Source organism: Pseudoalteromonas sp. P1-8 (genome assembly GCF_001399985.1).
Lineage (GTDB): Bacteria > Pseudomonadota > Gammaproteobacteria > Enterobacterales > Alteromonadaceae > Pseudoalteromonas.
Window position 1 is genome coordinate 229,788 of the sequence record NZ_LJSO01000001.1, and the last position, 20,946, is coordinate 250,733.

Here is a 20,946-nt window from a genome sequence, read left to right on the forward strand (position 1 = left end):
TTTATATTTTTGTTATATGTTATAAGATTTGGCTATAACGAAATATAAAGGATTCATTATGGCTCTGCGCATTCACTCTTTTTTTCATCAACAAAGCGCCACTCTCTGTTACTTAGTCAGTTGCGAAAGCACTAAACAGTGCTTGCTAATTGATGCGCCAGCTGATTTTGATATGCCAAGTGGCAAATTAAGTTTTACCACCGCCAATGAGATCATTAACTATATAAAGACTGAGCAGTTGACACTACAATGGCTCCTTGAAACTCATGCCCATGCTGACCATATCACTGCAGCAAGTTACATAAAGCAGCAATTACAAGACACACACCCTTGTAAACTCGGCACGGGTGAAGGGATCACACAAGTGCAACAACACTTTAGCCAACTTTATAATCTTGATATGCCATGTAATGGTGAACCTTTTGATGCTTTATTTGCTGATAAAGCACAATTTCAGTTAGGTGATTACACAGTAGATGTGATTGCCACACCGGGCCATACACCTGACAGCGTGTGTTTTCACATTAATGGCAATGTATTTGTTGGCGACACCTTCTTTATGCCAGACAGTGGCACAGCCCGCTGTGATTTCCCAGGAGGCAGTGCCGGTGAGTTATATGACTCACTACAGCGAATTTTAGCTTTTCCTGACGATACCGTACTTTGGATGTGTCATGACTATCAACCAGATGGCCGCCCTCTTGCGAACAAAACCACTGTGAAAGAACAGCGTGAGCAAAACATTCATTTAAAAGGGGATAAACAAAGCTTTATTGCGACTCGGGAAGGCCGTGATGCAACCTTGGCTGTACCAAAGCTGTTGCACCCTTCTATTCAATTAAATATTCGTGCAGGCCAGTACCCAAGTAAAACAGACACGCAACAACACTATTTAGCTATCCCGCTCACAGTGCTGCTTTGATGTTTGCCTGAGCCCTGCTCCTTTTACCGGCGAAAATTGCGGCCTTGCATGCCATTTAGGTTTAATTGGTGTAAGCGGGGCCACACGTTTTCGAGCCACCAGCATATAAACACTGCCCATTGGCTTTAAATATTGTTGACCAAAACTGCGCCACGCAGCAAAACGCGACAAACGGTTGCCTCTTGCAAGCGATGAATGGATAAATCGCTCGTCGGAAATAATCTCAAAGCCTAATAGATTCAACCAGTCTTTTACTCGTGATGGCGTAAAAAAGCGCCCTGTCCAAGGTAACTTTTGGCGACTAAAAGGTAAAAGCTGCGCCAAGCCACACAAGCTAAACGGGTTAAAGCCCGTGATCACCAGATAGCCACCGGGAATTAAAGTACGATGTGCTTCACGTAAGATGTGGTGTGGATCAGAATGATATTCTAAGCAATGCGATAATATACAAGCATCAACACTGTGCTCATAAAAAGGCAGCTCGTCTACATCAGCAATAACACCGGTAAATAACCCCTGCTCTGCTACACAAACTTGATGCTTAATAGGACTTTCACTGGTTGCCAGCTCGCCACTTAAATTACCAAGTTTGAGCATGTGATAGCCAAACATGCGTGGCAACCATGGCGTTAGCTTACGTTCAATTTCAGCACGTAAATAGTCGCCATGAGGGAACTGCTGCCAAGAGTATGGCTTAGGACCTTCTTGAAAACTAAGGGCTGGTTTCATTTTCTGAGCTCGTTATACTGTGTGTTAACTGTCACTTTATAGAGCAATTAAACATGGTGCAAGTTAAAGCAATTAAAGCCTTTTCTGATAATTACATTTGGTGCATCAGCAATGAAGCTGAGCAAACAGCCTGGGTCGTCGACCCAGGTCAAGCAGAGCCTGTTTTAAACTATCTGAGCGAGCATAACTTAACACTTAGCGGTATTTTGATTACTCACCACCATTATGACCATACCGATGGCGTGGCTGCACTGGTTAAGGAATTTCGTGATATTCCGGTTTATGGGCCAAGACATAGCCCTTTTAAAGGTATTACTCATTGCGTATCAGAAGCGGATAAAGTCACTGTTTATGATTACACCTTTACCGTGCTTGCGACACCTGGTCATACCCTAGACCATGTTTGTTACATTAATGACGAATTAAGTTTTACTGGCGACACCTTATTTAGTGCTGGCTGCGGACGATTATTTGAAGGCAGCGCAGAACAAATGTGGCACTCGTTATGTAAACTAAGAGCCCTGCCAGATGAGTGTAAAATTTACTGCACCCATGAATACACGCAAGCCAACTTAGCTTTCGCAAAAGCTGTAGAACCAAACAATGAGTACTTACTCAGCTACAGTGATGAAGTTGATGCGCTGCGTGCCAAAGACGAAATAAGCTTGCCAACCCAGTTAGGCGTGGAAAAACAAATAAATCCATTTTTACGTAGCAATATAGCAACAATCACTGATGAGCTTCCTGATGAGCTAAAAATTAATTTGGATCTGAATGAACCTTGGCAACGCTTTGCAGGTCTCAGAGCCTGGAAAGATAACTTTTAAAAAAACGTAAACACCGGTAGTTACAATTTTGTATATTTAGATCAGCATCTTGCAATAATAAGCTGACATAAACTGGTCATAAAGTGGCAATATGTTCTCAGAGCAGGTAATATTCGCCGAGTTTTTTTACCTGATGTATGGGTATATATGTATAAGTCTCCTTTAGTTTTATCACTTGCGTTGATTTTAAGTGGCTGCCAATTAACAGCTTCTGATTCAGCAAGTACAGATGTTGCAAACAATAATGTTGAGCAACAATTAGACGGCGCAAGTCCGAGCGATATCAATGATGCATTGATGATTAACGCTCAATATCAACAATTAACCGATATTGATGAGCCGCCTCCTGTATTTGATGATGTATGGGAGCGTATTCGTTATCAGCTTTCGATTGATGTGCCACAAAACCGCCCAGTTGTTGCTGAGCGTAACTATTATGCACGTCATCAGGCCTATTTAGATCGTATCTCTAAACGCGCTGAGCCTTACCTATACTTTATTGTAGAAGAAGTCGAAAAGCGTCAAATGCCAATCGAAATCGCGCTTTTACCTATTGTAGAAAGTGCGTTTGACCCATTTGGTTATTCACATCGCAGTGCTTCTGGCATCTGGCAATTTATGCCACAGACTGGTGAGCGTTTCGATTTAAAACAAAACTGGTGGTATGACGGTCGCCGTGACATTGTACAATCGACCCGTGCAGCGCTAGATTACTTATCATATTTACACAAAACCTTAGAAGGCGATTGGCTAAATGCCATTGCAGCCTATAACTCAGGTGAAGGTCGTTTACTGCGTGCCATTAAAAAGAACCGTAAAAAGCATTTACCAACGGATTTTTGGTCACTTGATTTACCAAGAGAGACCACTGCCTACGTACCTAAGCTGTTAGCGCTGTCTGATCTAGTAAAACGCAGTGACGAATTTGGTGTTAAATGGCAACCAATTATTAATGCTCAAGTCGTTGAAGCTGTTAATGTAGGGAGTCAAATTGACTTAGCACTTGCCGCTGACATGGCAGGTATTAGCTTAACAGAGCTTTATCGTTTAAACCCTGGCTTCAATCGCTGGGCGACGGATCCAAATGGGCCGCACTTTTTATTATTACCGTCTGATAAAGTTGAAGCGTTTACTGACAAGTTAGCTAAAACAGAGCAAAAAGACCGCCTACGCTGGCAGCAATATATTGTTGCACGCGGTGACAGTTTATCTGTGATTGCGAAGAAGTTTTCGACAAGCACAAACGCGATTAAAACACTGAATAAGCTTTCATCGAATACTATTCGTGTTGGTCAGCAATTGCTTGTGCCACTAAGCGATGGTGAGATTAATAGCCAGCATTTACCAAAATCAGTACGTATGGCTGCTAATAAAGCAACACGTAAAAAACTTAGCCATAAAGTCGCCAGTGGCGATACTCTGTGGGATATCAGCCGTGAGTACGATGTGACCATAGCTGAACTTGCAACATGGAATAAGCTGAAAAAAGACGCTGTACTGCGTGTTGGTCAAAAGCTAACTGTGTATAAGCAAGAAAAATCACAACTTGCTGCTACACAAATCAAAGAGCGCACCATTACCTATAAAGTTCGTCGTGGTGACTCGTTAGCGCGCATTGCTGCTAAGTTTAATGTGTCTGTAGAAGATATTATTAAATGGAACTCATTAGCTGGGCAAAAATACATTCAACCTGGGCAAAAGCTTAAATTAAAGGTTGATGTTCGAAGCGCTTAATTGCTTCATCAAATATCAAAAAAAGAGCGCCTAATGGCGCTCTTTGTCTCTCTCATTTAGTATTTATGCTTCAAAGCCCATAAGTGTAATAACTCATTGGCAATGGTCGCTGCGGCAATCGCCGTTAATTCACTTTGGTCATAGGATGGCGACACTTCAACCACATCCATACCGACCATATTAATGCCTTTCAATGCACGAAGTACTTTGAGTACTTTATCGCTGGTTAAGCCACCACATACTGGCGTGCCTGTCCCTGGAGCGAATGCGGGATCAAGGCAGTCAATATCAAAGGTTAAGTACACAGGTAAGTCACCGATGCGCGCTTTGATTTGCTCTGCGATATCTTGCGCTGGCAAATCATTGGCTGCCATTGCGTCTATCACCGCAAACTCATGTTTGCTTTGATCAAAATCAGTACGAATACCAATTTGAATACTGTGATCAACATCAATAAGCCCTTCCATCGGCGCATGATAAAACATAGTGCCGTGATCATAGCGAGAGCCATTGCTGTAAGTATCTGTGTGGGCATCAAAATGCACTAATGCCATTTTACCGTGTTGTTTTGCATGGGCACGCAGTAGCGGCAAAGTCACAAAGTGGTCGCCACCTAAACCTAATAATGTTTTACCTTGGCGAAGAATTTGCTCAGCGGCTAATTCTAACTGCGCGGTAAAATATTCTGGGTCGCCTACTGGGTAAGTAAAATCCCCCGCATCAGCTAATTTTAAACGCTCAAACAACGGAAACGCCCACGGGTACTTGGTTTCTTCCCATGCGAGGTGCACTGAGGCACGACGAATTGCGTCAGGTCCTAAACGTGCACCAGGGCGACCTGAGGTCGCCAAATCAAAGGGTAAACCTAACACCACTACATCGGCATCGATTGCTGTGATGTTTTGCACCATCGGCTGACGTAAAAACGTCATGCCGTTTGAGTACAATGAATGATCTGTGTGGTCAAACAATGTCGACATTGCTTATAACTCTTCTAAATAAGTGTAACCGTTTAAGCCAGTTTGCAGCTCATCTAATACGCTTTGCTGCTCAGTTTCTGGCAATTTAGCTGCCACCAGCTGGGCGTAAGATTGCTGGAAGCTTTCTACATCTAAATGTACGTAAAGCATCATGTCTGCTACGGTATCACCTTCGTTAACTTCAGTGATTTGCGCCTGACCTTGCTCATCCATTTTTATAATTGCACTGTGTGTGTCGCCAAATAAGTTGTGCATATCACCTAAAATCTCCTGATAAGCACCCACTAAGAAAAAGCCCATTAAGTAAGGTTTTTCTTCGCTAAAAGCTGGCACAGGCAATGTACTTTCAATACCTTGACCGTCAACATAGTGCTCCATAGCACCGTCTGAATCGCAGGTAATATCAAGTAACACGGCGCGTTTTTGTGGTGCTTCTGTTAAACCACTTAGCGGTAGAACAGGAAACACTTGGTCAATACCCCATGCATCCGGTAATGACTGGAACAATGAAAAGTTCACAAAAAACTTATCTGCTAAACGCGCATTTAATTCATCTATTATCGGGCGATGAAAACGGTTTTTGTTATCCATATGTTTGTTAAGTTCATAACATACACGTAAGTTAACTTGCTCCGCCCATGCTCGCTCTGTTAAATCTAACAAACCAAGTGCAAATTGATTATGTGCTTCGGCTAAATCACCTTGGCTATCGTGATAAATTTCGATTAATGCACGGTCGTCATTGTCATCACTTAACTGTTGCCATGATGTCCACATGTTTTTTAATAATAGTGGTGCATCAGCGGCTGGGGCTTGAATGTCTTCTGGTACATAGCTTTCGGTACCAATAACATTCGAAATCAACACAGCATGGTGCGCTGTTAACGCACGACCTGATTCAGAAATAATGCGCGGCATTGGCTGCTCATATAACTTACAGGTATCACCAATGGTGTATACGATGTTATTAGCGTATTCACTTAGGCTGTAGTTCATTGAGTTATGTGACTGGCTACGAGTACCGTCATAATCTACCGCTAAACCGCCACCCACATCTAAGCAATCAATTTGTGCACCTAACTTGCGTAACTCACAGTAAAAACGCGCAGCTTCACTCACACCTAAACGAACATCGCGGATGTTTGCCATTTGCGAGCCTAAGTGAAAGTGTACAAGTTGGATCAGATCAAGTTGATTAGATGCTTTAAGGCGATTAACCACACTGAGTACTTGCGATGCCGACAAACCAAATTTTGATTTTTCGCCACCACTTGCTTGCCATTTGCCCTTACCTTGCGATGCTAAACGTACGCGAATACCAATGCGTGGCTTTACGTTTAACTCTTTTGCTTGGCTAAGCACCATGTCTAGCTCAGACAGTTTTTCAAGAACAATGTAAACCTTGTGGCCTAGCTTTTCGCCAATCAATGCTAAACGAATGTATTCTTGGTCTTTGTAGCCATTACATACAATTACCGCACTGGTTTTTTCAGCCATCGCTAATACAGTTAATAGCTCAGGCTTACTGCCCGCTTCTAGGCCCAATTGTTTCTTTTCAATATCAGCTTGGCTTGCAACAATTTCTTCAACAACTTCACGCTGTTGGTTTACTTTAATTGGGTAAACAAGCAAATAGTCTTTTGGGTAACCATAGTTTTCAATCGCCGTGTTAAATGCCTGACATAAGCTATGTACACGATGATGTAAAATTTGTGGAAAACGAACTAACGCAGGCAAGCTTAAGCCTTTATCTTGTAACTGCTGTGCGATATCGATTAGTGCAATGGTTTGCTCTGGGGCATGGGCCTTTGGCGCAACATACACATCACCTTGATCATTAATACCAAAGAAACCTTGGCTCCAATGACGAACATTGTAACTCGTACGAGCTTGTTCTAGTGATGTTGTCTCTTTCATCTATCTTTCTCTTTTATTTTAGTAGTGCCGAAATCGGCAAGGGTTGTTGCCGCGCATTAAATGAAAAATAGTGATTCAAGTCCAACAAGAATTTTTACTCGTAACGAGTGATTTTTGATGTGAAAAACTAATCGATAACCCCCCAATTTTATTAGGGTTTAATGTGGTTGTTAGATTTTAAAATTCCTTTAGATGGACAGGCACTCAATATGGCAAATGAGCAATTTTTAAAAGGACAGTCACTGCAAAAATATATGTTAGAAAATATGTGTTTGTGAAATCCATCTTCATTTCAATGGACAGGCACTACTTTTGTGATGTCATCAGCTTTTGAAGAGTTTGACCCTAGTTGCCTCCACGCTTCATATTGCTCATTGCCATGCCACGTAATACCAATATACTCTTGCCAGTTTTCGAAATCTGTTGTGCGATATTTTTCAACACCACAGCCACCTGCGCCAAAAGCAGTGCGGCAAATTTTTACAGTAAGATGAGTACCGTCAAAATTCAGCTGTGATTGCTTATTATTGCAAACACTTAAAGGACGAGTAGGAAGTGTAAGAATTACTTTTGTTTTTATAGTGCCATTATGATTGAAGACACTAGTGAGGGAATGACATGAGTTTAAATAGAACTGAGTGACACCAATAGTAAGGTCTGGCTGCTTATTTTTAGTAAAATTAGATAGCTTCGGTTTATCACCGCAAGAAGCTATCAATAAAATCATAGTAAAACATAAGATTTTTAAGGAGTATTTATAAATTAAGGTGACCTCACTAAAACATGGCTTAACACTTAAATTATTGGTTAAGCCCTAGCTCCATAAATAAACTTTGTGGATTTTCACTGTAGTTACCAAACGGACCACAACGATTGAAACCTAAGTTTTCGTATAGGCTAATAGATTCTGTTTGCTTAGGACCTGTTTCTAATCGAATTAGTGGAATTTGCTGCTCACCGGCGTGATGCAGTAATATTTGCATAATTCGACGTGATAGCCCTTTACCACGGTAGCTGGGCTTTACATATAGACGGCGGATTTCACCGTATGGAGGGTTGCCTTCTTGCATCACGATTGCGCCACATGCAACGATACCATCTTCATTTTTTAAGCCTATAGCATAAACATTAGGCTCAGCTAGCTCTTCAAGGCTTAAAGATTGGGCTGTAGCAACGGGGTATAATGAGTTTATGAGTCGGTCTATATCAGAAAACACGTTTACTACTTCAGGATCATGTGGATTTAAATCGACTAACTGCATAAAACTCCCATTTTTATATGTCGGTTTTGTTAATTATGTTAACAATAATATCGGATATTAGTCTGATCCTCTACTGTTGTTTTCAATATTCATTTTTATAGGTACTGTTCAGACCGTCATACTATCGCTTAGTTCAACGGTATGTAACTGAAAAAACGCCCAGTTGATAAAAATTAAAGTCCAACCTACACCACCCTATTTAGGATTAATGCTTTCTGCTGACAAATTTTAACAAGACAGTCACTTAAAAATAAAAGCCTTAGAGTTGAAATGAAATTCATCTTAGTTTCAGTTGAAAATGACTTCGCAGAACCACTTATTTAGAAAGTACTGATTTATTCTTAAATTTTGGGACCTATTTCAATATGTATGAGAACCTCTAGACATACTAAAGCAGTGAACTTAAATCCTTCTTACAAAAATCACATAGAAATTAGCTAGCAAACAATAATCGACTATTAGTACAGTTACTTCGTCGCCTGCGAGCAGTTTTACTACAATAATTTTCAATTGCACCTACTCGACCTACAGCTCCATGAAATAAGTTTTCAAAGTGGGTTGTTAGTGTTAACCATTTTTCCGATTCGAAATTCAGCCTTTCAAGAATAGGAGGTAAATGATGTTCTATAAATCCGGGCTTATTAGTACAAATACAACGCCCAGTTTGCTCTACCAGTAGCAGGTATGACTTTAACTCAAAGGGTATTCCCTTTGATTTATACTTACTCATACCACCAATAAAACGAGCTAGTACTTTAGGTTGCTTTGACTCCTTCATGCTCTGGCATCGCTTTTTAAAACTGGTATAGTCCGATTGCTCCGGCGTGCTCGCAGCTTTAGCACGAACAGGGTTTAAGTCAACATAGGCCATACATGCTAAAAGCGCTGATTCATCAAGCAATGCTTGGCTCTTAAAGCGTCCTTCCCAAAAGTGACCCGTACACTCGTCTTCTTTATTTGCACGCCTGGCAATATATTCATTAAGCATCCTCATGAACCAACTAATGCTCGAAAGACGCGATCTATATTCTGCAACCTCTTTATTTAAGAAGACTTGTTGGCCGTCACTTAACGGCTCACCATAGAGAAACTTTTGGCCTAACGGGGTCATTTTACTGAGCTTAAACCAGCGTAAAAGGATGGCCTTATCGGTTAGCCTATTTGCTTTTTTATCATCAACATAAAGCACAATATGAGTATGATTGCTCATCACCGCATAAGCACATACATCAATACAAAATACCTTTGCAAGAGCAAGCAGGCGCTCTTCAACCCACCATCTGCGATGTTCATATGATTTACCTGTGAGTACGTCTTCCCCGCAAAGGTAGGCACGCCTAACACAACGGGATACACAATGATAATATTTGGTGTTCGACAAACAGATTTGCCGCTTCCTTGCTAAAGCCATCGTCCACTCCTTGAACTGATAATTTGAAATGCATTAGCTGTAACTAAAGTGTAGACAAAAATTTTTATGCTGCAAGAGCACTTAAATGTAGTGACTGTCCATTTAAATTTGTTCCTCTAGATTTCAACTAAGTACTGGGCTTAAAATGACTGTCCACGTAAAGAGTTAAACACTTTGTTACGGAAAAAAGCTGTTCAAATATCGTTAAAACCATATACTGCAAACAACAAGAAAAAAGATGAGGTTTTCTCGTGCAGTTCACTCAAGGTATGGAATACTTCTTTTCTGGCTTTAAGTTAATTAGCCAAAAGGGGTTGAAACGTTTTGTACTTATTCCTTTAACAATCAATATCCTGCTTTTTGGTAGTTCGCTGTTTTTTTTATATGGCTGGCTTACCGATGGCTTTGCTTACATGAACTCGTTATTACCCGAATGGCTTAGCTGGCTCGAATGGCTAATGTGGCCGATTGCCGTGCTGGTGATTTTATTTAGTTACAGCATGCTCTTTACGGTAATCACTAATTTTATAGCAGCCCCATTTAACGGCCTACTCAGTGAAAAAGTTGAGCTTTACTTAACAGGGCAAAAAATTAATGACGACAGCCTTTTCGATACAATGAAAGATGTGCCACGTATGCTCGGCCGAGAATGGACAAAACTGTGCTATTACCTACCACGTGCTATTGGCTTTTTTATTTTGTTGTGGATTTTACCTGTGATCGGGCAAGTTTTATGGGTGTTATTCACCTGTTGGATGTATGCGGTGCAATACGAAGACTACGCATTCGATAACCATAAAATTAGCTTTAACGAAATGAAAAATGACTTAAAGCAAAAGCAAACACTTTCTTATGGTTTTGGATTAGCGGTAATGATTTTAACTGCAATTCCATTCATAAACCTTATTGTCATGCCTGTTGCAGTGTGCGGCGGTACTCGTTTATGGGTCGATAATTATCGTAGTAAATACCGTTAAAATTTAGGTTTTCTGATACCTAATAAAAAGGCCAATAGTGTGAGCTATTGGCCTTTTTAATTTCAAATTAAGGTTAACTGTAAAGGCTCTGTGGCACCTTGGTTACATTTAAATGTACGGTGACTTCTTCACGGTCATGATATAAATGCTTGGCTTGTAATTCGTAACTTACACCATACTTTTCAAGCTCTTCTTTAATCATTTTTAAACACTCGTAAACGCTATCAAAACGTTTTTTCATCGGTAGTTTAAGATTAAAAATAAGCTCTTTTGCGTAGGCATTCACCGCCCAATCTATCATTAGATTGGTCACTTTAGCCGGCTTTTCTACCATGTCACACACTAACCATTGAATATTGCGCTTTTCTGGGCGGTATTTAAAACCATCTACTCTAAAGTGCTTAACCTGACCAGTTTCCATCAAGTCATCATTCATAGGGCCATTATCGATTGCGCTTACAAACATTCCACGGCGCACCAGCTGATAAGTCCAACCACCAGGGCAAGCGCCTAAATCAACCCCTCGCATGCCAGGTTGCATACGCTCTTCAGCTTCATGGGGTGGAATAAATACGTTAAAGGCTTCATCAAGTTTCAATGTTGAGCGGCTCGGCGCATCATTAGGCATACGTAAACGCGGAATGCCCATAAAGAAAGGCGAATTATTAAATGTGTATGAGTAGCCAACATAAGCACTGTCGTTTGCTAAAAATAACACATGCATAACGGGTTTTTTCTCGGCAAGCTCGCGTGTTACCTTCGAGCGCTTTTCAAGCGATTTTTTCAGTGGCGTCGAAATCTTCTTGCAGAACTTACTAAGCTCTTTACCTTCATTGGTGTCTGGCGTTTCTACACGTAGGTCACCACATTCAGGAAACTCAGCGGCAGCTTCAACAATAGCACTTACACGGTCTTCAAGTGGCATGTTATCGACTAAGGTGCCAGTAAACCATTGGCGAGCAAATACCATATTCTTGAAATCTACTTTTTTGATAATTTCTTCACCGTGGCTTGCATCAAAACATTCGTAAACAACAATACCTGTATTTGGTTTTGTTTTTACGTAACCAGCAAAGCCTTGTTCAGCAGCCTGAAAAGTAATTTCAGCAGCGGCATCATTTTCAAAACCACTGCGACAATAAATAACTACACTCGACATAGATAACCCTTAAAACTTATATCGTGCTGCTTGAACTAACAAAATAGCCCAACCAATAATAAAACAAACACCGCCAATTGGGGTGATAGGCCCAAGCCACTTCATGCCCGTTAGTGCGAGTAAATACAAACTACCGCTAAATAACACGGTCCCTGCGATAAAAAATCCACCAGCCCAGCTTAAGTTCATGCCCCACTTAATTAAGATAGCAATTGCTATCAATGCAAGGCCATGCACCATTTGGTATTCAGCAGCGGTTTTAAAAATTCCAATCGCATACTCAGAAACACGGCTTTTTAAACCATGAGCAGCAAATGCGCCAAGCATTACCGAAAGCATGCAAAATAAGCTACCAATCATTAAATATAGTTTTATCATTGCGCATCTCCAGCCGCTAAATTCATAATAAACTGCGCTGCATAATCTGCAGCTTGCTGTAAGTTTTCTTGTTCTGTAATGCCACTTTTTTTACGAGGTTTTAATGAGTGGTCACCATCTTTGAGAAATATAATCTCTGGCGGATTAACCATTTCAAGCTCAGCGAGTTCTTGCTGATTACCAAATGTATCACGCTCACCTTGCAGGACTAAAAAAGGGCATGGCATATCAACAAAATGGTCTATGCGAAGTTTTTCGGGTTTACCCGGTGGGTGAAACGGATAGCCAAAAGCAACCACGCCAGCAATTTGAGCTTGGTCCTGCTCGTTACAGAGCATAGAAGCCATACGCCCACCCATAGATTTACCCCCAATAAATAGCGGCAATTCTGGCTGGCGCTCGGCTAAAACTTCACTAAAGTAGGCAAGTAACTTAGGAGCACGCTCGGGTGGTCTACGCTTGCCTGTTTCTTTTGCAATTTGCATATACTGAAAATCAAACAGCGCTACATCAATATCATGCTGACTAATCAAGTTAGCCATTGTTTGCATAAACTCAGAATCACTGCCTGCCCCTGCACCATGGGCAAATATAAATTGTGCACGCGCCTTGCCCGTTGCACTTTTAAACCACTGTAACATGTTAATACTCTTGTTCTTGCTCAACTAAACTCAGCATCCAGTCTTTGAAAGAGACTATTTTACCAAGCTCTGTTTGCGATTCGCGGATCACTAAATAATAAGCATTTTTACTCTCTAATGAGTGACTAAATGGAATGACGAGTCGGCCCGCATCAATATCAGGTTTTGCTAAAACGCTATTACCAATTGCAACCCCCTGCCCATGAACCGCGGCTTGCAATACCATCGATGAGTGACTAAAAATCGGCCCTTGGTTAACTTGTACATTACGTACACCTGCCGTTTTCATCCACGTTTTCCAATTTTTACGGGTGGTATCATGCAATAAGGTATGATTTGCTAAATCACTGGGTTGATTAAGCGGCTTAGGGCCCGTTAACAACAATGGGCTACATAAAGGCACTAAGTATTCAGTATGCAGCTTATATGTCTGCACCCCACTCCAGTGACCACGGCCGTAGTAAATAGCAATATCAACATCGTCAGAAAGTGAATTTTCATCCTGATCTTGCGCCTTAATTCGCACGTCGATTTCTGGATGTAATTCATTAAATAAACTAAGTCTGGGTACTAACCATTGAATCGCAAAGCTTGGCGTTAAACTTACCGTGAGTGAACCTTTCGCACCTCGGGCAAGTAGTTTTTCAGTGGCATCGATCAGCTGGGTAAAAATTTCTTTAATATCTAAAAAGTAGCCTTGCCCTTCTTCAGTTAAAAGCAAAGAACGATTTTTACGTAAAAACAGCTTTAAACCTAAATGCTCTTCAAGGGTTTTAATTTGGTGGCTCACCGCGGCCTGCGTTACATATAGCTCTTCTGCTGCTTTGGTAAAGCTCAAATGGCGGGCAGCGGCTTCGAATGCTTTTAGTGCATTTAAAGGAGGTAAACGACGAGACATAAACACCAAACTTAGAATTAGTTTTTCTTATGCATCGATTATAGCGATACAAATAAAAAAAGGCGACCATGGCCGCCTTATTCATACTTATATACTTAAATTATAAATCGCTTGCGCTGGTATCGAGTGGTGCAAAGCTTTTAACTAAGTCATCAACCGCTTTCATTTGCGATAAATAACCTTCTAGCTTGCTTAGTGCAAGTGCACATGGACCATCACATTTTGCTTCATTCGGATTAGGGTGCGCTTCAATAAATAAACCCGCAATGCCTAATGCCATACCACTGCGAGCAAGTTCTGCAGCTTGAGCACGACGACCATCCGCAGAGTCAGCTCGGCCACCTGGACGCTGTAATGCGTGCGTTGCATCAAAGATAACCGGAGCCATAGGTTTCATATCATCCATACCAAGCATATCAACCACAAGGTTGTTATAACCAAAGCTAGTACCACGCTCACACAGTGCAACATTGTTGTTGCCCGCTTCATTAAACTTTTTAATGATATGACGCATTTCGTGTGGTGCCAAAAACTGCGGCTTTTTCACATTGATAATAGCGCCAGTTTTTGCCATGGCTACAACTAAGTCAGTTTGACGAGCAAGGAATGCCGGTAACTGAATTACATCAACCACTTCAGCTACAGGAGCTGCTTGATGCGGCTCATGTACGTCAGTGATCAGTGGCACATTAAAAGTAGATTTAATTTCTTCAAAGATTTTTAAACCTTCTTCCATGCCCGGGCCACGGTATGAGTTAATTGAAGAACGATTAGCTTTATCAAAAGAGGCTTTAAAAACGTATGGAATGTTTAGCTTTGATGTTACTTCTACGTAATGCTCCGCAATGCGCATCGCTAAATCACGTGATTCAAGTACGTTCATACCACCAAACAATACAAATGGTTTGTCGTTGGCTAATTCAATCTCGTTAATTTTAATTAACTGGTTGTTCATTTCTATTCCTTAAGGTGCAACAGCTTGTAGCATTAATCCACAAATATAAGCCATGTAGGTACCAACACCATAGCCTAAAACAGCAAGTAAAACACCTACTGGCGCAAGCGATGGGTGGAAAGCTGATGCAACAACAGGTGCTGATGCCGCGCCGCCTACATTGGCTTGAGAGCCTACTGCCATGTAAAACAGTGGAGCTTTAATTAATTTCGCCACAATAAGCATTAAGCTTGCATGGGTAATCATCCAAATCGCACCGAGTACAAAGTACATTGGCGAGTCAAAAATCGCGGTAATATTCATGTGTAAGCCAATTGAAGCAACAAGAATATATAAAAAGCTTGATGCTACTTTTGACGCACCAAAAGCTTCAATATGGCGAACTTTAGTAAACGATAAACTAATACCAATCGTGGTAGAGATAACAATTAACCAAAAGAATTTACTGTTTAAACTATACTCTTGTGCCCATGGGAAGTTAGCCCCAAAAAACGGACCTAAAAAGTCAGCACAAAAATGCGCAAGGCCTGTAATACCAAAAGCAATTGCAATAATTGTCATGTAATCATTTAAGGTAGGCATGCGCGCATGCTCAGCATGATACTTTTCTACGCGCTCTTTTAAATCTTCAATTGCACGCGTATCCGCGCCTGTTTTAGCATCAATCGCCTTATGGTTTGCTGCCATTAATAACAACACGGCCATCCATAAGTTCGCCACAATCACATCAACAGTCACCATTGCAGAGAAGATATCGCCGCCTACTTCAAACATTTCTTTCATTGAAGCTTGGTTTGCGCCGCCACCAATCCAGCTGCCGGCAATGGTCGTCATACCACGCCACACTGCGTCAGGGCCATGACCACCTACCGCTTCTGGGTAAACAGCACTCATCACTAAGATAGCCAATGGGCCACCGATAACAATACCCATGGTGCCTGTTAAAAACATGATCAACGCTTTTGGCCCAAGGTTAAGGATTGCTTTTAAGTCAATACTGATAGTAAGCAATATTAAGCAAGCTGGCAGTAAATAGCGCGACGCCACAAAATAAACATTTGAAGAATGACCATCAACAATACCAAAGGTATTGAGTAGTGATGGTAAAAAGTAGCAAAGTAATAATGCCGGTACATACTTATAAAATTTTTGGCAGGCAGCATTATTACTGTGCGAGGTTTTAAAAATAAACCCCAAAATAACGGCAAGCAAACCAAGTACGACTGCGTCATTGGTAATTAGCGCACTGTGGGCGTCAGTCATAAATGTTCCTTTAAATTAGTGGTGTGTATTATTGTTGTCTTCTATTTCAGCAATTTGATGCTGAATAACTTCGATAGCAGGATCATCTGGGCACTCATTGACAAAGTACTGCAAATCATCCCGTGCCATTTTTGGGCAATCTAGCTGATTAAGTAAATAGCCGCGGTCACGACGCTCATACGGGTCATCACCAAGTAATTCCATCAGCATTTCCACACAATGCAAAGCATGACCAAATTTACTTTCGCTGATAAACGACCATTTTTGTTGAGCTAGATACAGCTTGTAAAGTTCTTCTTCAAAAATCAGTTCAAGCGGTTCTTGCTCATCGCCATTTTCTTCACAGGCATTCTCTGGTGTTATATACCAACTCTGCTGACCTGTGCTTGGCTCAATTAAATAACCTTCTTCATCACTCATCCCAACGTGAACGTGCACGTCTCCCTGACTAAGCGTGACTGTGGCGTCTAGTTCAGCATGCTGTAATAAATGACAAAGTAAAATTGCCAGCGTGGTTTGTGTGCCACTGCGCATGGTAATGGTGTAGCTAAAACTATTTAACGTATACTCAGGCACTTTTAAGCTTGATGAGCTAAACAGCCATTGCTGATAAAAGGTATCAAGTAACTTATCGAGACGCTCATGTGGCTCTTTTAATTCAGCGCAAAGAGCTGTTACCGTATTTTCAAGCTCATTAAGGGTGTCATAACAGGCTGTTAAATCAGCTTGTTGATCCCACTTTAATTCGGCGTCGATACAACGATAAAGCACTTTAGAAGAAAATGCGTCAAAGGCCTCATCTTGATAGGATTCATTTTGATCTTCAAACCAAGGGGTGGTCATTTATACTGCTACATCTCTTTCAAAAACGAACAGCTAGTTTACCTACTTTTGCCCTAAGTTACCAATACTGAGCGATGAGATATAAAAAAGCGGTACGACAGCCTATGCCATCAAATACCGCCTAGAGATTTGTTATAAAAGAAGTGCTGTTTTAGCAGACGCTAAATAACCAATTGCTAATAAAATAAGCGTGGTTATAGCAAGTAATACAACCTTCGCGCCTTGTGCGCTTTGCTTAGCAGCAACAATACCTAGCACAATATAAGCAACCACTAAGATTATCTTTTCTAATAACCAAGATTGTTCAAGTGGGTTGAAACCTGCCATTACAATCAATGCCACGGCAGAAACAAGTAATAAGGTGTCGATACTGTGGCTGCCAATAAACACTACTTTATTTTTTGCCAGAGCGCCCGTCTTCAAGCGTGAAAAAGAACGAACGTAAAATAAGATAATACTCAACACGGCAAACAACATGTGAGTATGTTTTACTGCTAAATAATCCATATGCCCCTAATTTTATTTTAATTAATCTGGATAACGTACAAGTACGTCTTCTATTTCTTTAACACGCTGATTAAACACTTCGATTAGCTTAGGATCGAATTGTTTACCCTGTTGCGCATTAATTTCTTTCACAACATCGTCTAGTGACCACGGCTCTTTATAACAACGCTTATGGCGCAGTGCATCAAACACATCAGCTAAAGCCACAATGCGACCAGCAATTGGAATGTCTTCACCTTTTAAACCTTTCGGATAGCCTGAACCATCCCAACGCTCATGGTGCGATAACGCAATAATCGCCCCAGTATTAACAATGTCACGATTTGAGCCTTTTAAAATTAAATGACCTTTTTCAGCATGCTGTTGCATGATGGCCCACTCTTCGTCGGTAAGTGGCCCTGGCTTATTTAAAATGGCATCAGGAATACCCACTTTACCCACATCATGCAGTGGCGCTGCTAAGCGAATAAGCTCTGCTTCGCGTTTTGATAGACCATAGCCCATAGCAAGTTCATAACAAATGTGCGATACACGTTTTACATGATTACCGGTTTCTGTTGAACGTTGCTCTAATGCTTCACTAAGTCTAAATACTAACTCTTGCTGTGTTGCTTCAATTTCAGATTGTAGCTGCACATTTTCATACGCCAGCTGTACATTTTGCGAGAAAATTTCAATCAAATGACGCTGAGTGTCGGTTAAATGCTTAGGGATACCGGAAATAAATAACATCGAGTTGTGATTACATTCACTACAGCAATAAGCAAATAAATAGTTTTCACGGTAGACGATGGTTTTTTCGCTCAGTGCTTGTTGGCAGGCTTGTAACTGCTCCTCATCAAGCACTTCTTCAATCGCCTTGCCTTCACTGCGTTCAAACTCACCTCGCCCTGAAAACACCACAAGCTTCTTTTGGTTATCTTGCGGGTTACTGGCAACTAAACTTGTTGCATACATAGCTTGATCAACAGTACCTAGCAATGAGGTAAGTTGCTGCATCACCCCTTCAATAAAGCTTTCTAGTGAATGAGTTGAGAAAATATTACGAGATGCTTTAATAATTTTTTCAAGGCCTTGGCGAGATTGCTCAATCGATAAAATGTCACGGTAAGAACGTAAGCTCGACATCACCACAGTGAATAGTTTTTGTGCTGTTAGTTCCGTTTTTGATTTGTAGTCATTGATATCGTAATTAACGATAACTTGACGCTCTGGCGCTTGCCCAGGCTGACCTGTACGAAGAATGATCCGAATATGATTATTTTTTGCGGTTTCGCGAATGAACTTAGCAACTTTGAGACCTGCATCATCGGTTTCCATAACCACATCGAGTAGTACGATAGCAGCATCTGGGTGCTGTTGAATAACCTGCTTGGCTTCTTCACCCGAATAGGCGCTAATAAACTCTAAACGTTTATCTTGAAATTCAAAGTCACTCAACGCAAGCTTTGTTACGGCATGTACTTCTGGCTCGTCATCAACGACGATGACTTTCCAACTACCCTGAACCACCTCATTTACTTCATCAAGTGCTTCATCCGAAAACAAAAAATCATCCATTCTATGGGATCCTCAAAGGCTATGTACGCACAGTGCACTTAATTGTTATTTAGGCCATTGTGCTAACGTTACACGGTCATTACCGCCAAGATCTTTAATTGTAAGTATATGGCTATACGACATTTGTGCAAAAAATTCTTGTACCTTCACACTTTGTTTGTAGCCATGTTCAATTAAAAGATAGCCATTTGTTGCTAAATAGTCACGTGCGATAGTAATAATTTGTTTAATATCAGCCATACCGTCGTCATCTGCAACTAATGCAGAGAGCGGCTCAAAGCGAACATCACCTTGGCTTAAGTGCTCATCATCATGTTCAATATACGGTGGGTTGCTAACAATTAGGTCAAACTTTTGTGTACTTACTGCACTAAACCAATTGCTTAACGCAAAAGTGGCGTTGCTAATATTGAGTCGTTGTTTGTTCTCTTCGGCAAGCTCAACTGCATCAGCCACTCTATCAACCCCTGTCACCTGCCAATTAGGCATTTCACTGGCTAATGCCAAGGCAATTGCCCCTGTGCCAGTGCCTAAGTCAAGCACGTTTGCAGCAGTAGGAAGCTCAAGGCCTAAAGCATATTCAACTAACGTTTCTGTATCAGGTCTTGGGATCAGAGTTGTTGGATTAACCTTTAAAGGAAGACTCCAAAATTCACGAAAACCAACAATATGAGCAACTGGTTCACCATTTAAACGACGCTGACATGCTTGTTCAAAGTCAAGTTGTTGCTGTTCGGTAAGTTGTTTTTCGGGCCAGGTAAATAAATAACTGCGAGGTTTATCAAGAATGGATAATAACAGGACTTGTGCGTCTAACTTAGCACTGTCGCTGCTAGGCGTTAATAACGCCGTTGCAGCAACAATTGCTTGTTCAATGCTTTGTGGCACGATTATTCATCGCCCATCGCAGCAAGTAAGTCAGCTTGGTGTTCTTGCATTAGAGGTTCGATAACACTTCCTAAATCACCGGCAACCACTTCATTCAAACGATAAAGTGTTAAATTAATACGGTGATCGGTAATACGACCTTGCGGGTAGTTATAAGTACGAATACGCTCAGAGCGGTCACCACTACCTACTAAGTTACGACGTTCTGACGCTTCAGCCGCTTGACGCTTTTCATCTTCAGCTTGTTGTAAACGTGCACCTAGTACAGACATCGCTTTGGCACGGTTTTTATGCTGTGAACGCTCATCCTGACACTCTACAACCACACCCGTTGGAATATGTGTAATACGGATTGCTGAGTCAGTTTTATTTACGTGCTGACCACCGGCACCCGATGCACGGAAGGTATCGACTTTAATATCAGCAGGGTTAATTTCAATTGCTTCCGCTTCAGGAATTTCTGCCATAACGGCTACAGTACAAGCTGAGGTATGAACACGGCCTTGTGATTCTGTCTCTGGAACACGTTGTACACGGTGCGCACCTGATTCAAACTTAAGCTGACCATACACGCCTTCGCCAGAGATATGCGCAATGACTTCTTTATAACCGCCGTGCTCACCTTCGTTAGTACTTACTACTTCTACTTTCCACTTTTTAGTTTCAGCGTAGCGGCTGTACATACGGAATAAGTCACCTGCGAAAATAGCAGCTTCATCACCACCGGTACCGGCACGAACCTCTAAATAAACGTTATTATTGTCTTTAGGGTCTTTTGGTAACATTAGAATTTGGATTTCATCTTCTAATGCAATAATTTGTGCTTTTGCTTCTTTGTATTCTTCTTGCGCCATTTCACGCATATCAGGATCAGAGTCTTTTAACATTTCTTCAGCTGTAGCAACATCATCTTGTGCTTGTTGGTACGCTAAAAATGCTTTTACGATTTCTTCTAATTCTGAGTATTCTTTAGATAAGGCACGAAAGCGATTTTGGTCGCTGATCACAGAGGGGTCGCTTAGTAGCGCTTGCACTTCCTCATAACGCTCAACTAAGGTTTCTAATTTTCTATAAACAGACTCTTTCATTTAACGA

21 protein-coding genes are annotated in these 20,946 nt (G+C 41.2%); 4 read left to right on the forward strand and 17 right to left on the reverse strand.

The annotated features are described in order from the left end of the window. The first annotated feature begins 58 nt into the window (after window positions 1-58). Entirely contained in the window at window positions 59-922 is an 864-nt protein-coding gene (locus tag AN213_RS00985; protein ID WP_055196881.1) for an MBL fold metallo-hydrolase, read from the forward strand. On the opposite strand, the gene AN213_RS00990 is transcribed toward AN213_RS00985, so the two are convergent. Beyond that, window positions 893-1,651, reverse strand: coding sequence for a class I SAM-dependent methyltransferase (locus tag AN213_RS00990; RefSeq protein ID WP_054561798.1), 759 nt, complete (start codon window positions 1,649-1,651; stop codon window positions 893-895). The genes AN213_RS00985 and AN213_RS00990 overlap by 30 nt on opposite strands. Window positions 1,652-1,704: 53 nt before the next feature. Between AN213_RS00990 and gloB the strand changes: the two genes are divergently transcribed. After that, window positions 1,705-2,478: a hydroxyacylglutathione hydrolase gene (gene gloB / locus AN213_RS00995; protein ID WP_055022140.1), complete on the forward strand. Its 774-nt coding sequence runs from the start codon at window positions 1,705-1,707 to the stop codon at window positions 2,476-2,478. 147 nt (window positions 2,479-2,625) lie between these two features. After that, window positions 2,626-4,212, forward strand: a complete 1,587-nt coding sequence (locus AN213_RS01000; protein ID WP_055196883.1) for a LysM peptidoglycan-binding domain-containing protein — start codon at window positions 2,626-2,628, stop codon at window positions 4,210-4,212. Between the two features lie 56 nt (window positions 4,213-4,268). Here AN213_RS01000 and speB read toward each other — a convergent pair whose 3' ends face one another. The 5 genes from speB to AN213_RS01025 form a co-directional block, all read right to left on the reverse strand. Next, window positions 4,269-5,192: an agmatinase gene (speB, locus tag AN213_RS01005; RefSeq protein ID WP_054561801.1), complete on the reverse strand. Its 924-nt coding sequence runs from the start codon at window positions 5,190-5,192 to the stop codon at window positions 4,269-4,271. A gap of 3 nt (window positions 5,193-5,195) precedes the next feature. Beyond that, window positions 5,196-7,109 (reverse strand): biosynthetic arginine decarboxylase, encoded by a 1,914-nt coding sequence (speA, locus tag AN213_RS01010; protein ID WP_055196885.1) that lies wholly within the window; start codon window positions 7,107-7,109, stop codon window positions 5,196-5,198. Between the two features lie 292 nt (window positions 7,110-7,401). Further along, complete coding sequence (locus AN213_RS01015; RefSeq protein WP_055196887.1) at window positions 7,402-7,836, reverse strand: hypothetical protein; 435 nt, start codon at window positions 7,834-7,836, stop codon at window positions 7,402-7,404. Window positions 7,837-7,909: 73 nt separating this feature from the next. After that, window positions 7,910-8,371 carry a GNAT family N-acetyltransferase gene (locus AN213_RS01020; protein WP_054561803.1) on the reverse strand — a complete coding sequence of 154 codons (462 nt, stop codon included), beginning with the start codon at window positions 8,369-8,371 and terminating at the stop codon, window positions 7,910-7,912. A 433-nt stretch (window positions 8,372-8,804) separates the two neighbouring features. Beyond that, the gene (locus AN213_RS01025) at window positions 8,805-9,782 is read right to left on the reverse strand and encodes a transposase (protein ID WP_055196888.1); all 978 of its coding nucleotides are present in this window, start codon (window positions 9,780-9,782) and stop codon (window positions 8,805-8,807) included. Between the two features lie 269 nt (window positions 9,783-10,051). Here AN213_RS01025 and cysZ point away from each other — a divergent pair, with 269 nt between their 5' ends. Then, entirely contained in the window at window positions 10,052-10,759 is a 708-nt protein-coding gene (gene cysZ, locus AN213_RS01030) for a sulfate transporter CysZ (protein ID WP_275669112.1), read from the forward strand. A 73-nt stretch (window positions 10,760-10,832) separates the two neighbouring features. Here cysZ and rlmM read toward each other — a convergent pair whose 3' ends face one another. The 11 genes from rlmM to prfA form a co-directional block, all read right to left on the reverse strand. Next, the gene (gene rlmM / locus AN213_RS01035) at window positions 10,833-11,918 is read right to left on the reverse strand and encodes a 23S rRNA (cytidine(2498)-2'-O)-methyltransferase RlmM (protein WP_055022133.1); all 1,086 of its coding nucleotides are present in this window, start codon (window positions 11,916-11,918) and stop codon (window positions 10,833-10,835) included. 9 nt (window positions 11,919-11,927) lie between these two features. After that, on the reverse strand, window positions 11,928-12,296 hold the full coding sequence (locus AN213_RS01040; protein WP_054551639.1) for a DUF423 domain-containing protein: 369 nt from the start codon (window positions 12,294-12,296) through the stop codon (window positions 11,928-11,930). Further along, window positions 12,293-12,937 (reverse strand): alpha/beta family hydrolase, encoded by a 645-nt coding sequence (locus AN213_RS01045; RefSeq protein ID WP_055196892.1) that lies wholly within the window; start codon window positions 12,935-12,937, stop codon window positions 12,293-12,295. Before AN213_RS01045 ends, AN213_RS01040 begins: the two co-directional genes overlap by 4 nt. Window position 12,938: 1 nt before the next feature. Then, on the reverse strand, window positions 12,939-13,835 hold the full coding sequence (locus AN213_RS01050) for a transcriptional regulator GcvA (protein ID WP_054561808.1): 897 nt from the start codon (window positions 13,833-13,835) through the stop codon (window positions 12,939-12,941). 100 nt (window positions 13,836-13,935) lie between these two features. After that, window positions 13,936-14,790, reverse strand: coding sequence for a 3-deoxy-8-phosphooctulonate synthase (gene kdsA / locus AN213_RS01055; RefSeq protein ID WP_054561809.1), 855 nt, complete (start codon window positions 14,788-14,790; stop codon window positions 13,936-13,938). Window positions 14,791-14,799: 9 nt separating this feature from the next. Next, on the reverse strand, window positions 14,800-16,053 hold the full coding sequence (locus AN213_RS01060; protein WP_054561810.1) for a DUF819 domain-containing protein: 1,254 nt from the start codon (window positions 16,051-16,053) through the stop codon (window positions 14,800-14,802). A gap of 15 nt (window positions 16,054-16,068) precedes the next feature. Next, complete coding sequence (locus tag AN213_RS01065; protein WP_054561811.1) at window positions 16,069-16,896, reverse strand: tetratricopeptide repeat protein; 828 nt, start codon at window positions 16,894-16,896, stop codon at window positions 16,069-16,071. Between the two features lie 132 nt (window positions 16,897-17,028). Continuing rightward, complete coding sequence (locus AN213_RS01070; protein WP_054561812.1) at window positions 17,029-17,403, reverse strand: SirB2 family protein; 375 nt, start codon at window positions 17,401-17,403, stop codon at window positions 17,029-17,031. Window positions 17,404-17,424: 21 nt separating this feature from the next. Continuing rightward, the gene (locus AN213_RS01075) at window positions 17,425-18,963 is read right to left on the reverse strand and encodes a DUF3369 domain-containing protein (protein WP_055196895.1); all 1,539 of its coding nucleotides are present in this window, start codon (window positions 18,961-18,963) and stop codon (window positions 17,425-17,427) included. Window positions 18,964-19,008: 45 nt separating this feature from the next. Next, the gene (prmC, locus tag AN213_RS01080) at window positions 19,009-19,851 is read right to left on the reverse strand and encodes a peptide chain release factor N(5)-glutamine methyltransferase (RefSeq protein WP_055196898.1); all 843 of its coding nucleotides are present in this window, start codon (window positions 19,849-19,851) and stop codon (window positions 19,009-19,011) included. Between the two features lie 2 nt (window positions 19,852-19,853). Continuing rightward, window positions 19,854-20,939 carry a peptide chain release factor 1 gene (gene prfA / locus AN213_RS01085; protein ID WP_054551648.1) on the reverse strand — a complete coding sequence of 362 codons (1,086 nt, stop codon included), beginning with the start codon at window positions 20,937-20,939 and terminating at the stop codon, window positions 19,854-19,856. Window positions 20,940-20,946 lie beyond the last annotated feature (7 nt).